General features: G+C 67.0%; 12 protein-coding genes. All 12 read right to left on the minus strand.

Annotated features, from left to right (window positions below; translation table 11 throughout):
- Window positions 1–2: 2 nt before the first annotated feature.
- Entirely contained in the window at window positions 3–431 is a 429-nt protein-coding gene (locus GSQ76_RS07425; RefSeq protein WP_158743300.1) for a molybdenum cofactor biosynthesis protein MoaE, read from the minus strand.
- A gap of 20 nt (window positions 432–451) precedes the next feature.
- Window positions 452–706: a molybdopterin converting factor subunit 1 gene (moaD, locus tag GSQ76_RS07430; protein WP_158743270.1), complete on the minus strand. Its 255-nt coding sequence runs from the start codon at window positions 704–706 to the stop codon at window positions 452–454.
- Window positions 706–1,290: a hypothetical protein gene (locus GSQ76_RS07435; RefSeq protein ID WP_158743271.1), complete on the minus strand. Its 585-nt coding sequence runs from the start codon at window positions 1,288–1,290 to the stop codon at window positions 706–708. The genes moaD and GSQ76_RS07435 overlap by 1 nt, the downstream gene beginning before the upstream one ends.
- 69 nt (window positions 1,291–1,359) lie before the next feature.
- Window positions 1,360–1,887, minus strand: a complete 528-nt coding sequence (gene mobB, locus GSQ76_RS07440; protein ID WP_158743272.1) for a molybdopterin-guanine dinucleotide biosynthesis protein B — start codon at window positions 1,885–1,887, stop codon at window positions 1,360–1,362.
- Between the two features lie 18 nt (window positions 1,888–1,905).
- The gene (gene pgsA, locus GSQ76_RS07445) at window positions 1,906–2,523 is read right to left on the minus strand and encodes a CDP-diacylglycerol--glycerol-3-phosphate 3-phosphatidyltransferase (protein WP_158743273.1); all 618 of its coding nucleotides are present in this window, start codon (window positions 2,521–2,523) and stop codon (window positions 1,906–1,908) included.
- Between the two features lie 85 nt (window positions 2,524–2,608).
- Window positions 2,609–4,876: an adenosylcobalamin-dependent ribonucleoside-diphosphate reductase gene (locus GSQ76_RS07450; RefSeq protein WP_158743274.1), complete on the minus strand. Its 2,268-nt coding sequence runs from the start codon at window positions 4,874–4,876 to the stop codon at window positions 2,609–2,611.
- Between the two features lie 182 nt (window positions 4,877–5,058).
- Entirely contained in the window at window positions 5,059–6,405 is a 1,347-nt protein-coding gene (locus GSQ76_RS07455; protein ID WP_158743275.1) for a hypothetical protein, read from the minus strand.
- 86 nt (window positions 6,406–6,491) lie between these two features.
- Window positions 6,492–7,076 (minus strand): hypothetical protein, encoded by a 585-nt coding sequence (locus GSQ76_RS07460; RefSeq protein ID WP_158743276.1) that lies wholly within the window; start codon window positions 7,074–7,076, stop codon window positions 6,492–6,494.
- Between the two features lie 78 nt (window positions 7,077–7,154).
- Window positions 7,155–8,375 (minus strand): glycosyltransferase family 1 protein, encoded by a 1,221-nt coding sequence (locus GSQ76_RS07465; protein ID WP_158743277.1) that lies wholly within the window; start codon window positions 8,373–8,375, stop codon window positions 7,155–7,157.
- Window positions 8,372–9,931 (minus strand): LTA synthase family protein, encoded by a 1,560-nt coding sequence (locus GSQ76_RS07470; RefSeq protein ID WP_158743278.1) that lies wholly within the window; start codon window positions 9,929–9,931, stop codon window positions 8,372–8,374. Before GSQ76_RS07470 ends, GSQ76_RS07465 begins: the two co-directional genes overlap by 4 nt.
- Before the next feature lie 10 nt (window positions 9,932–9,941).
- Complete coding sequence (locus tag GSQ76_RS07475) at window positions 9,942–11,252, minus strand: capsule biosynthesis protein (RefSeq protein WP_216850944.1); 1,311 nt, start codon at window positions 11,250–11,252, stop codon at window positions 9,942–9,944.
- A partial coding sequence (locus tag GSQ76_RS07480) for a beta-3-deoxy-D-manno-oct-2-ulosonic acid transferase (RefSeq protein ID WP_216850945.1) occupies window positions 11,249–12,976 on the minus strand: 1,728 nt, incomplete at its 5' end. The genes GSQ76_RS07475 and GSQ76_RS07480, both read right to left, overlap by 4 nt.

The raw sequence follows: 12,976 nt of genomic DNA on the forward strand, positions 1-12,976 counted from the left end.
GCCTACCAGCGCGAGGCAGCCTCATCATCCGCCAGCCGGGCCTCGACCCAGCGTTCGGTGCCATCGACGAAGCGCTCCTGCTTCCAGAACGGTGCGCGCGTCTTCAGCCAATCGATGAGGAAGCCGGTGGCATCCAGCGCCGCCTGACGGTGCGGGGAGGCGGCGAGAACCAGCACGATATCGTCGCCGGGCACCAGGCGCCCGACGCGGTGGATCAAGGTGCAGCCCAATAAGGGCCAGCGCCCCGCGGCCTCGGTCGCGATTTGCGTCATCGCGGCCTCGGTCATCCCCGGATAATGCTCCAGGCTCAGTGACTGCAGGGGACATGCCGGGTCGTCGCGTACGAAGCCGATGAAGCTGCCGATGCCGCCCACGCCGGTTTGCCCGGCGGTCAACCGCGCCAGTTCGGCGGAGACATCGATCCGCTGCATCTGAACGCGGATGAATGGGGTCACCCGCCGGTCACCGGTGGGAAGAACGCCACCTCATCCCCATCGGCGAACGGGGCCGGCGGCAAGGCGAACACCTGGTTAACCGCGGCACGCACGGTCGAGAGTTCGGCGAACGCTGCTTCGCCCTTGGCATTTCGCGCCCGAAGCCACGCCGCGAGGTCACCGACGGTGGCGACCCCGGGCGGAATTTCCAGTTGCTCCTCCGCACAGCCCATGCGTTCACGCAGCCAGGCGAAGTAGAGCACGCGCACCATCAGGGGCGGGTCGGAACCGTCTGCACGCTGCCGTCGGGGCCGATCAGAGTGCTGGTACCATTCCCATTCGGCACCAGAATGCCGCTGCCGCCTGGCGTCGGCGAGTTCAACTGGCGGTAACCGCGGCCGGTGCCGGGCCCGCTGAGATCCACCGAGGGGCCGTTCGGGGTATTGACCGTCGGCGCGCGCAGGCGCGGCGGGGCTCCTGGTGACAGGTTTGGCGGCGGCAAGCCGCGATCGGCATTGTTCGCCCGGCCAACAGCGCTGCTGCCACCTTGCGGCGTCCCGCTTGGCGCCACGCCGCCGTTGCGACGAACCTCCTCCGCCTGCTGCTTCTCCAGATCCTGCAGCGTGGGGTCCGGCGTGGCGGCAGCGGGCCAGACGTTGCCGGGCTCGGGCAGCAGGGGCGGGATATCGACTTTTTCTCCGCGAATGCGGGAGAAGGTTTCGCTGCTACCGGCTGGGGTATTGGGGTTGTTACCGAACCATTGGGTCGTGTGATCTAGGAAGGCACCAGTCCCGGTGCAACCAGATAGAAGCCCTGCGAACAGCAGGGTGAGGCTTGGCAGGGCAGTACGCCGCATGAAGGGAAGGCTCCTCAGACGGCCGGCTGGCCGAGTTGCGGCGGACTTTGCCTTCTCATGACGATCTGCTCAAGGTTTCGCGATGGTGCTCTGCACAAACGACATGATCCATGTTGCAATCTCGCCGAGACGGGACAGGTCCAATACAGGACGATCGCAGCCGGGCACCGATGCGTCGCTGGCGATGGCGGCGACATCCGGCCAGTCTGGCCAAAGCGGCGGCTTGCCCAATGCGGGCCTGAAAACTTCCAATTTTGGCACGCCGTAGCGGCGAAACCCCTCCACCAGCACCAGGTCGACCGGGCTCAGCCGCGGCAGCAGGGCGGCCAAATCGGGTTCCAGGCCGGGTTCTTCGTGCAGCAATGCCCAGCGGCCGGCGCCGGCAATCAGCACCTCCTGCGCGCCGGCCTCGCGGTGGCGCCAGCTATCCTTGCCGGGGCGATCCAGGTCGACTCCGTGATGGGTGTGCTTGATGGTGGAGACGCTCAGCCCGGCGGTGCGCAAATGCGGCATCACACCCTCGATCAACGTCGTCTTGCCCGCGCCGGACCAGCCGGCGATGCCGAGCACGGCGCGATGCGGCGAACCCAGGGTCACAGGCCGGTCACAGGCCGGTCACGGGCCGCTCTCGGGGACCTCTCTGCCGGGAGCGCGGTGATTGTTGGACCGCACCTGCACGTGACGAATCCCGGCACGCAAATAGTCCCAGCCAGTGATCAACGTCAGCACGGCGGCGACCCACAGCATCCCCTCGCCAATCAAGGCGACCGGCAGAGGGACGTGCAGCAACGCGCCAACATCGTCGCCGGCAAGCAGCGTGCCCAGGGCGCCCATTTGAAACCCGGTCTTCCATTTCGCCAGCCGGGTCACCGGCAGGCCGACGCGCAGGCCGGCCAGGTATTCACGCAAGCCGCTGACCAGGATTTCGCGGAGCAGGATGACGATGGCGGGGTACAGCGCGCCATCCGGAAACCGCCCCTGCCCGGCCAGCAGCATCAGCGTGGCGCCGACCAGGAGTTTGTCGGCGATCGGGTCCAGCATGCGCCCGAGGTCGGAATGCTGATGCCGGGCACGGGCGAGGTGCCCATCGAGCCAGTCGGTGATCCCGGCGGCGGCAAACAAGAGCGTTGCCGCCAGGTCACCCATCGGCGTGCGTATTGCGACAAGCGCCACCAGCACCGGAATGGCCAGGATCCGGGATAGCGTGAGCAGATTGGGAAGGTCTGTCAGCATTGCCGACAGACTAAGCGTTTCCCACGGCGCTGTCAGTCCATGTCGCACGCCGGCGGCAGGTTAACTTCGCGGCGACGGCGTTGGGTCAGCTGCATTTGGACCAGCCGCAATGCATGCAGGTTAGGCATCCGGCCTCCTTATGCAGGCCGGGCTGGCTGCATTTCGGACAAATCGGGCCTGAGAGCGGGGCGGCCTGCACCGGGGCTGCGTCGAGTTTGGTCACCAATCTTTCACGCGGCGCCATGAACCCGGTGCCGATCATGTGGCGCTCGATGATGTCGCCGATCGCTGCCACCAGGGACGGGACGTATTGCCCGTTGCTCCATTGGCCACCGCGCGGGTCGAACACCTGCTTCAGTTCTTCCGCGACGAAGGCGACTTCGCCGCCGCGGCGGAACACGGCGCTGATCATGCGGGTCAGCGCCACGACCCAGGCGTAATGCTCCAGGTTCTTGGAGTTGACGAAGATCTCGAACGGGGTGCGCAGTCCGTCGATCTCCACGTCGTTGATGGTCACGTACATCGCATGCTCGCTGTCCGGCCAGCGCAGCTTGTAAGTGGCGCCGGTCAGTTTCTCGCTGCGCTGGGCCAATTCGATGACGGTTTGCGCCGTCGGTTTCGGCGGCGCCTCGGCCGGCTTCACTTCCAGCACGGAGCCGGTGATGGCGTTCGGGCGGTAGGTGGTGCAGCCCTTGCAGCCGCTGCGGTAGGCATCGAGGTAGACTTCCTGGAATGCCTCGAAGCTGATGTCCTCCGGCACGTTCACCGTCTTGGAGATCGCGCTGTCGACGTGGCGCTGCACAGCGGCCTGCATGCGGACGTGCTCGGCAGGGGTCAGGTCCTGGGCGGTGACGAAGTACTCCGGCAGCGGCGCGTCCTCGCCGAACTGGGCGCGGAACCGGCGCAGCGCGTAGTCGGACACTTCTTCCTCGGTGCGGGTGCCGTCCGGCTGCAGCACCTTGCGGGTGTAAGCCAGGGCAAACACCGGCTCGATCCCGCTGGATACATTGTCCGCGACGAGAGAGATGGTGCCGGTCGGCGCGACCGAGGTGAGCAGCGCGTTGCGGATGCCGTGTTCGGCGATCAGCTCGCGCACGTCGTCATCCAGTTCGCGGATCGTCTCGCCGGCCATGTATGGGTCGCGATCGAATAGCGGGAACGCGCCCTTTTCCGCCGCCAGTTTGGCGGACGCGATGTAGGCGGCACGGTTGATCCGGCCCGCCCACGCACCAGCCAATTCAGCGGCCTCGCACGAGCCATAGCGCACGCCGCACATGATCAGCGCGTCGGCCAGGCCGGTCATGCCCAGGCCGATCCGGCGCTTGGCAATCGCCTCGCGCTGCTGCGCTTCCAGCGGGAAGCCGGAGACGTCGATGGTGTTGTCCATCATGCGGATGGCGACGGCGACCAGGCCATCCAACTGCGCCTCGTCCATCCGGGCCTGCGGGGTGAATGGGTGCTGGACCAGGCGCGCCAAGTTGATGGAGCCGAGTAGGCAGGCACCGTATGGCGGCAGCGGCTGCTCGGCGCAGGGATTGGTCGACCGAATGGTCTCGCAATAATGCAGGTTGTTGCGCTTGTTGATGCGGTCGATGAACAGCACGCCGGGCTCGGCATAGTCGTAGGTGGCGCGGGTGATGCTGTCGAACAACGCCTTCGCCCGGATGGTCTTGTAGACCCGGCCGCCGAAGCTCAGCGGCCAGTCCGCATCCGCTTCGACCGCGGCCATGAACGGGTCGGTCGCGAGGACGGAGAGATTGAAGTTGCGCAGGCGGCCGGCCTGGCGCTTGGCGGCGATGAAATCCTCGATATCCGGATGGTCGCAGCGCATCGTCGCCATCATGGCGCCACGCCGGGCACCGGCGGACATGATGGTGCGGCACATCGCGTCCCACACATCCATGAAGGACAGCGGGCCGGACGCGTCGGCGCCGACGCCCTTCACCGGCGCGCCCTTCGGCCGCAGGGAGGAGAAGTCGTAGCCGATGCCGCCGCCCTGCTGCATCGTCAGCGCAGCTTCGCGCAGATGGGTGAAGATGTCGGCCAGGTCGTCGCCGATGTCGCCCATGACAAAGCAGTTGAACAGCGTCACCCGGCGGTCGGTGCCAGCACCGGACAGGATGCGGCCGGCGGGAAGAAAGCGGAAGTCCTGCAGCGCCTCGTAGAACGGCTGCTCCCACAACTCGGGGTGGGTTTCGGCCTGGGCCAGGGCGCGGGCGACACGGCGCCAGCTATCCTCCAGCGTCACGTCGACTGGGGTGCCGTCCAAAGACTTCAGCCGATACTTCGCGTCCCAGATCTGGATGGAGATCGGCGCAATGTGGTCGGCGGCCGACGTGATGTGCATGTCCATTGGTCTATCCTCGATCCACCATCCGGGCCGACTAGCAACGGCCAGCGGTCCACAAATCTTAGCCGTAGGGGTCACCCACGGTCGGGGACACTACAGGTGGTGGTGCGAGTCGGGAACAGCTAGTGCTACCGCGGCGTGCACTCCCCTGACGGATTATGGACGAGTGTGTTCGCGGCGCCCTGTCACGCCTGCGCGACTGACAGGGTCACCTTGGGCATCGGTGCCGGCGCCGGGGTCGAAACGCTCTCCTCCGACACGAGGGAGGCCGTGCCCCAGAACCCGCCGGACGCCACCACGGGCTGGCCGGTGAATTCGAAGATGGTCAGTAGACCCTCACGTCCCGGAAGCTGGAACGGCACCTGCAATCCCTCGAACGCATGCTTGGCGCAGATCGCGGCGGTCAGCTTGTCCCACCGCATGTCGCGGCTGGCGAGCGTCCCGGCGATGTCGACCAGCGGCCGCCCGCTCGGCGGCAGAAGATGGTCCGGTGCGTTGCCCGCCAGGCCCACCAGGTTACCGGCATCGTCCAGTTCCCACATCCAGTCGGCGCCATCGGCTGGCGGCCCGGCCTGCTTGGCCAGCAATCCGCGACGCTCCGGCCGGCCCCAGCGGAATAGCATGCTGGTCATCAAAGCCATGATCAGCAGCAAGCTCAGCGCCACGTAACCGGCGCGATAGGCCAGCGTCTGCCAATCCGCATCGGACATCGTGTCCATCACGTCGGCGGAGGCGATAAGATGCAGGTCGCCCGGCGTCACGAGCCGGTCCTCGGCGATCCGGCTGCGTTCGTTCAACTCCGGCCGGCCATGGATCACGTGCGACAGCAGCGTCCGACCCCAGCCGAAGCTGACGGGAACCGCTGGAGGCGCGACGGGCGGGACGCAGCCAAAGGCCGCACCATCGGCGCTGCGCAGGGAGGCGTAGATCGTCCCGTCCGTTGGATCGTCATCGCGAACGGCGCCGGCGATGGCGGCCTGCGACAGGAACGTGCCGACGAAGCCGACGAGAGTGTCGTGGTCCAGCACGGCGCGATAGAGCACCACGCCCTCATTCTTGCCAAACGGGTCGCGGGTACAGCCAGTCAGCCGCAGGCCCAACTGGATGGGGCTGCCCTGGACGGATTTAAACCAATGCTGCGTCGACACGCCGGTCGCGCCCTCGGGCAACGGAAGCGTCCCGGCAATCAGCCGGCCGCTGGTCGAGAATAGGAACAGGCTGGTGGCAGGCCCGACAAACCGCTCGGTATGGAGCATGCGCACCGTCACCGCCAACCGGTCGGAGGCTTGCACGTCCTCGGCCCGGAACCAGCTCAGCGTACGGTCGACGCGCAACAGCCATTCCTGCAGGCGGGCCGCGCGCTCACCTACACCGGCGCTGAGCGCCTCGATAGCGTGTGCCCGGCGGGTATCCGCCTCGTACTTGATGTAAACCCCGAAGACCGACGCACCGAACGCCAGGATTGCCATGAAGCCTATCAGCTTCGCGATCCGCCTCCGGGTGCTGCGCGTCTGTCTTGCAGGGCCGCTCATTTTGAGATCCCGAGTATGTTCCACATCTCGAAACTCGGCAAAATTAGTTAACAGAGACCTAAGGACTCGGATTCGTTATCCAGCTGTCAACGTGAGGCGATAATCTGTTTCGGGCATTGCACCCACGCATTGCCATCCGCGCTGGACGGCGGAAGGTGGGCGGAGCCAAGGTGGAACGCGCCTGCAGTGATCACCGCGGTGCCGCCCCCCAGCAGGCCCAGAATACTGGCCAATCCACGCTCATCCAGGGGGCGGGAGACGGAGAACTCCCGGTTTTGCCAGGCGCCCGGCATGGTCCACCGCCCGGCCGGCCCATTGAACGCCAGCTTGGCCTGCTTGGCCCGTGCCGGGAGAGCGCGCTTGATGGGCGTAAACCTGGCGGTCATGACGATCTGGTGATTGGCAGTGGTAACGACCTGCAGGGCGCCGCCGGCGCCGCTGGCCAGGGCGGTACAGGCGTCCGGCGTGGTGGTGAACGCCCAACGCAGATCGACCGGCTTCGGCAGCGGCAGCGGCCGAGGCGGCTGCGGGGGGACCTCCGGCGGCGGCGGTTCTACGACAGCCACGGGTGCGGGGGGCGGCGTTGTGGCACAACCGGCAAGCCCAGCCATCGACACGATCAGCCCCGCGACCAGCGTTCGGCTGCGCAGTCGATTGCTACCAGGCGGCATAGGTCGGGTTCCTTCGTGGATGGACGACGCGATTGACAACGATCGTTTGCAACCAAACGTTGCAGTCCGCGTGATCGATTACGCTGCCACGCGCTCCCGGGGAAGAGCGTCGACGAATTCTAACGCTGATTCCAGATGGTCTTCCCAGGTTGCCGCGCGCCACGGGCCCATCCGCCCAATCTGCGCCGTTCGCCGGGCCGAAGGTTCCGCACTGTAATCCTTCACCGCCTGCAGCCAGCCCAGCCCATCCAGCGGATCGAGGTATTCAGGCACGTCGCCCCCGACTTCGCGAAGAGCGGGCAAGTCGCTGCACAAGGCGGGCACGCCAGCCGCCAGCGCCTCCGCCAGCGGTAGGCCGAAGCCTTCGGCGAAACTCGGAAACAGCAGGGCGCGGGCGTGATGCAGCAGGTTGGCGATCCGCTCGTCGCTCACCTCGGACAGTTCGGTCACAAAGGGATGGATCGCGGTCGACCGCTCGAGCATGTCGACGATCATCTCGTTTTCCCAACCGCGCCGCCCAATTAGCACCAGCCGCGGCGCGCGGGTGCCCAGCGTTTCCGCCAGCCGGCGCCAGACGTTCAGCAGCAGCAGGTGGTTCTTTCGCGGCTCGATGGTGCTGAGATAGACGAAAAAAGGCGCTTCCGGCGTTTCCGCGGTGTTGCTCCGGTGGCGCGCCTGGACCCCAAGCGGGGCAACCAGGGTTGGCGGGGCGCGGCCGGCCTCATCAAGATACGGTTGCAACGAGTTCCGGGTGGCGGCCGAATTCACGATGACGCCGTCGGCCAGCTTGGCCACGGTCTGAATGCGGCGAAGATGGATGTCGGCGTGTTGCGGGCGGGCGTATTCCGGATATTCGATCGGGATCAGGTCGTGCACGAAGGCCACCAATCGGGCCCCGCTGGCGGCCAGGGCACGCGCCACCCGGTCCCGGCGATGCAAATGGCGGTGGGATACCAACAGATAGACCGGCCGGATCGCCCGCTGACGGGGCGGCCAGAAGAAGCTGGGGCGCAGTGTCGCCTGCACCCAGATGCGTCGCGCAGCCGCGCTGATCTCCCCCGGTTCCGGCCCGGCGCCGTGCCAATTGGCGCCGATGGCGGCGATGAAGCGGCGCGACGCCTCCATCGGCAGCGCCCGCAGCCGGTCCAGCTTGTCGATGGCGACGAATTGCAGCCGGTCCGGCACCAGGCGCAGCAATTGCTCCGCATAGGCGTACTCCACCCGATCGATTCCGGTCGGCGCCCCACGCTGCGCCCGCGCCAGCAGGCGCGACAGGTCGAGCATGATCGGGCCGCTCATATCGGGCGCCCGATCACGTGCGGCAGCGGCGACAGCTTGGCCGCCGCAAGTTTGGCGGAATCCCCGAGGATGAGGCCCGGCAGTTCATGCGCTTGAATGTCACGGTGCTCACCGAACGCATGGTCGGCGCGCCAGATCAAGTATTCCGTCGTCCGCTCGATATGCGCCAGATGACGGTAGAGCGGGCCGAAGCTGGGCTGGTGGTCACCAAAGGCCGCCAGCAAACCGTGCTTCCACTGCCGCCGCATGACGCTGGCCATCTCGCCCAGCGCCGCGTCCGTTTCCGCCAGGCCGGACAGGAAGCTGGCGAACCGGCCGCCCTGTGGGACCGGCAGCGCCGGGCAGTTCTGGGCGCGCGGCCAGGGTGAATGATTGCCCATGGTGATGGCGAAGATAAAGGTACGCGGTCCATGCTCGGACAACAGGCGCTCCACCTCCTCGATCACGGTCATGTCGGACACGTAGGTGCGGGTGGTATCGCGCCCGGTAAAGGCCGCGACGTCGTGGAACTCGTCGAAGCCCAAGTTCGGCATCACCCGGTGGCGACCGTAGAAGGTGCCGGCGAAGGGGTGCACGCAGATCGTCTTGAACCCGGCCGCGCGCAGCCGCCAAGCGATGCTGTCCACGGGGCGCCGGGCGAAGGCGGCATAGGGGTTGAAGTGGTCTAGCCCAAGATGGCCCTCCGACAATCCCGTCAGCGCCGCGAATTCCGTCCGGACCGTGTTCGCGCCATAGGCCGGCGTGTGCAGCCGGCCATGCCGGATTGATCCGGCAACGCAGCGGTCGTAATGCGGCAGCAGGTCGGCTGGCACCATCGGCAGGCACAGCCGGCGGGCGTCGAAGAACGACTCCATCTGCAGCATCACGATCGGGCCGGTCGGCAGCCCGGTATCCGGTAGCGCGTCGGAGTGCCCGGGCGCACGGTTGCGCCGCCGGCCCTCGCGTTCCACCTGGGCGGTCGCGGTATGCGCGGCGATGACCGCGAACGGCCCGATCGCCGCAGAGTCGACCACCGGCCGCCCGGTCACGGGGGGCGCATTGCGGCGGCGGAAGAATGCGACCACCACTTCCGCCCGCGGGTAGGTGAACCACACCGCGGCGACTAGCAGAAGCGCCACCACCGCCGGCCAATGCGCGTGCCACGCTGGCTCCTCCAACGAGCCGAGCAGCACGAACAGCAACAGCACCGCGACCGTGGAGCAGACCAGCTTCACCGGGGTGACGAACTCGGCATACAGGCTGGGGTAGATCACGATCGAGCCGAGCAGGCCGTCGGTGAACACCAGCGGCTCACCGGACGCCTTCAGCTTCGCGGCATCCCCCCTTGCCAGGCCGAACGCCATGGCAGCGACCACGCAGGCGGACAGTAGCGGCCGGGCGATGAGGCAGGTGAGCACGATCCAGACCAGGATGATCGGCGCCGCATCCAGCGCCAGCAGCCATAGTGGCGAGCCCAGCAGGCGAGCCTTCACCCGCCGGCGCAGCATCAGCCAACTTGCAAAGAGGATGGTTGCCGATGGAAGCAGTCCCACCACGACCGTGGCAAGCTCCGTCATGCCCGAAACGTCAAGCGGACAAAACCGCATTGGAGGGAGCGGCATGGGCGATCGAGCCCACGGCATTGAAGTCGGCCCGAGACGCCGGGTGGGGAGCGACCTGCGCCTCCAACCGGGTCACGGCATTGGCGACGAGTTGGGTAATGGCGTCCTCGCTGAAAAATCCGCCGACCAGCAGGCAGCGGTCGGCAATAACACGACGAAATGCATCGAACAGCGCCTGGTCCGGCGCTGCGGCCTCCGTCCAGAAGCGGTCCAGCCCGGCCTGATGTGTTAACCCGGGGATGTCGTAGATGGCGGTGCCCAGTACCATAAGCGGCACACCAGTCGCCAGGGCCAAGGTGCCCGTGGTGCTGTTGACAGTGACGACGCCGCGGGTGCGCGCGATCAGCGCGTCCAGGTTGCCGACCTCCAGGTAGATCACCCGGTCCGCGACACCGCTTTCGGCGGCCAGGCGGGCGACCAGGCGGCGCCAGTTGATCAGCCCGTCATCCATCGGATGCTCTTTGATCACCAGCTTGCTGCTGGCCGGCGCGTGGCGGCGGAACGAGTCGATGATGGTCTGGATGACCGGGGTCATGCTGCCGAAGGTGGAATGCAGGCGGATCTGGGTGTCGCAGTTCAACTGCATCGGGAACAGGTAGAAGTCGCTTTCATCCGCCATCTCGGCCGCCAGCCGGGCCGACCGACGCTTGGCCAGCGGGCTGCGAATCACCTTCCACGACCAGCCGGCATATTCAATCAGGCGATGATGCGGGCGGTGCGTCCTGTAGTGCGGATACAGGAACCCGAAGGTCATCGAGGCGAAATTGTAGAGCAGATCCTCCCGCGCACGCCGCCAGAATTTGGAGACGAGGTGCGGCATCGCCCCCATCGGCGGCAGCGTCGCAGCGAATTCGCGGTAGTAGTCGGGGTTGCGCGGCAGGTTGGAATGGCCGTTCACGCCGTCCCGTTCGAACGTGACCCAGTAGGGACGGATGTAGCCTTCCTCGCAGACATGGACCTGCACCTGCATGTCGCGGATCACCCGGATCGCGGCCTGGTGCAGCGGGCGACAATCGCCGAACAAGATCACATCCGTGACGCGGCGAGTCTCCAAAACATCGGCCAGGAACTCTGGCCACGCTTCCGCCGTGCCGCGGTAGTTGATGCCGCCGGGCAAGCGCCAGAACGCCATGTCGCCGGCGTTGAAGTTGACCCGGTGCACGATATGGCCGCGGGCAGCGAGGCTTTTGCCGAGGCGGGCGAAGAACTGGCTGGCCATTCCCTGCAGGAACAGAAAGCTCCGTTGGCCGGCTGCCGAATCGTTTATGATTGTCACACGACCTCCGAGGCGGGACGGGCCAATTTGCGCCGCAACGCGCCTTGCAACCGACGTGCCGTCACCAGCATTCCCGCCCGGCGCGGGCTGTCGGTGTCCAGGCGTTGGATCAGTTCCTCCGGCTCGCAAGGCAGCTTGGTCACCGGGTCGATGTAGAACGGGTAGAGGATCAACGTCGCCGCCACCAGCGCGTCGAGGCTGAGCATGCGGCGGGCGCGCTTCGGCGGATTGAGATCCGTCGTCAGCCCCCAACCGGCATAGAACGGGACGCCATACGTGACTACCCGGCGGCCACGCAGCAGACCCTCGAACCCGGCGAGGGAGGTCAAGGTGTGAATTTCGTCCACCGCGCCGATCAGAGTGCCCATGGGCGCGTCGCGCAGCACTTGATCGGCATAGCGCAGGGCCTGCGCGTCCGGCACGGCGCCGGGGCGGTGGCCGGCCTCCACATCGGGGTGCGGCTTGTAGATGATGAAGGCGTCGGGGTTGGCGGCCCGAACCCGCTCCAGCAGCGGCAGGCCGGGCATCAGCCCTGCGCCGCCAGCCAGAACGGACTTGTCGTTCGCCACCTGGCCCGGCACCAGGATGCGGCGCAGACCCGGGCGGGATGGCAGCGCGGCCATCGGCGCGCCGACGTTGTATTTAGTGATGCCCCGCCGCACCAATTCCTGCGTCAGCCGGTGCGCCCGGGCCAGCAGATCCTGCGGAAACGCCGCCGTTTGCAGCAGATGTTCCAAGTCGCTCGGCTCGCGAGTGTCGTAGTAGATGCCGCGCCCGTCGATGATCACGGAGGCTGGCGGGATGAAGTCCGCCCCCAATCCGCGCGACCGGATGAACCCGTCCTCGATCCGGAATAGTTTCACGCCAGCCTCGGCGGCTTTCTGGTCCAGCCCGGCGGGCGCGCGCGATGGCCAAACGGCGATGCCGCCACCCCGGCGCCGTGCCGCGCGAACCGCGGCGGCAGCGCTGCTGGCGTAGATTGGGGTCTCGCCGAGGAAATCGGCAATACGGCGCTTTTTCCAGAACGAGATGCCCGCCACACAGGCGATCTTCGGCAGTTTCTGCCGCAACCGTTGCCATTCGGCGGCACGGTCCAGGAACGCTTCGGCCGTGATGCGACGGCCATCCGCCGGGTCGATGTAGCGGGTTCCAAGCAGCAGATAGGCCGCGGCCATGATGCCGGGCGCAACGGCCATTGCACCGGCACGGAATGGGGTGACGATGCGGCCAGCGAGAACTGCGAGGATTGCGAGGTCGGTTTCGGGCTGGGCATGGATCTCGATCGCAGCGTCCAACAGGATCCATGGATTCACGTCCGTCCCCGTCACCTGCCCGCCTGCCGCCAATGCCGTCCGCGCCAGGCCGGCCGATCCCCCTGCCACGAGGATGCTGGCCGCGTCGCCGGACTGCCGCAGGCGGGCCAGCGCAGCCTGGTCGGCCGCCTCGTCGCCGCTGGCGGCCAACAGGCGCAGCCCTGTTGCAGCCTGGCGCAACGCGAATGCGGCATAGCCACCACCGAGACGGCGGCCGACGACCTCGGCCGCGAAACGGGCACCACGCGCCTGCGCCGCCGTGCTGGCAGGATGATGCAGCAGGCGTGCGCCCAGCGATCCTGCGGGGTGGCCATGCCGATAGGTCGCGCTGATGGTGGAACTGGTGGCCAAGGAAGACGGCGCACGCAACAGACCGGAGCCAAAACTCAGCCCCGAGCGGCCGGCAGCCCA

This window comes from Acidisphaera sp. L21 (assembly GCF_009765685.1).
Classification (GTDB): domain Bacteria; phylum Pseudomonadota; class Alphaproteobacteria; order Acetobacterales; family Acetobacteraceae; genus LMUY01.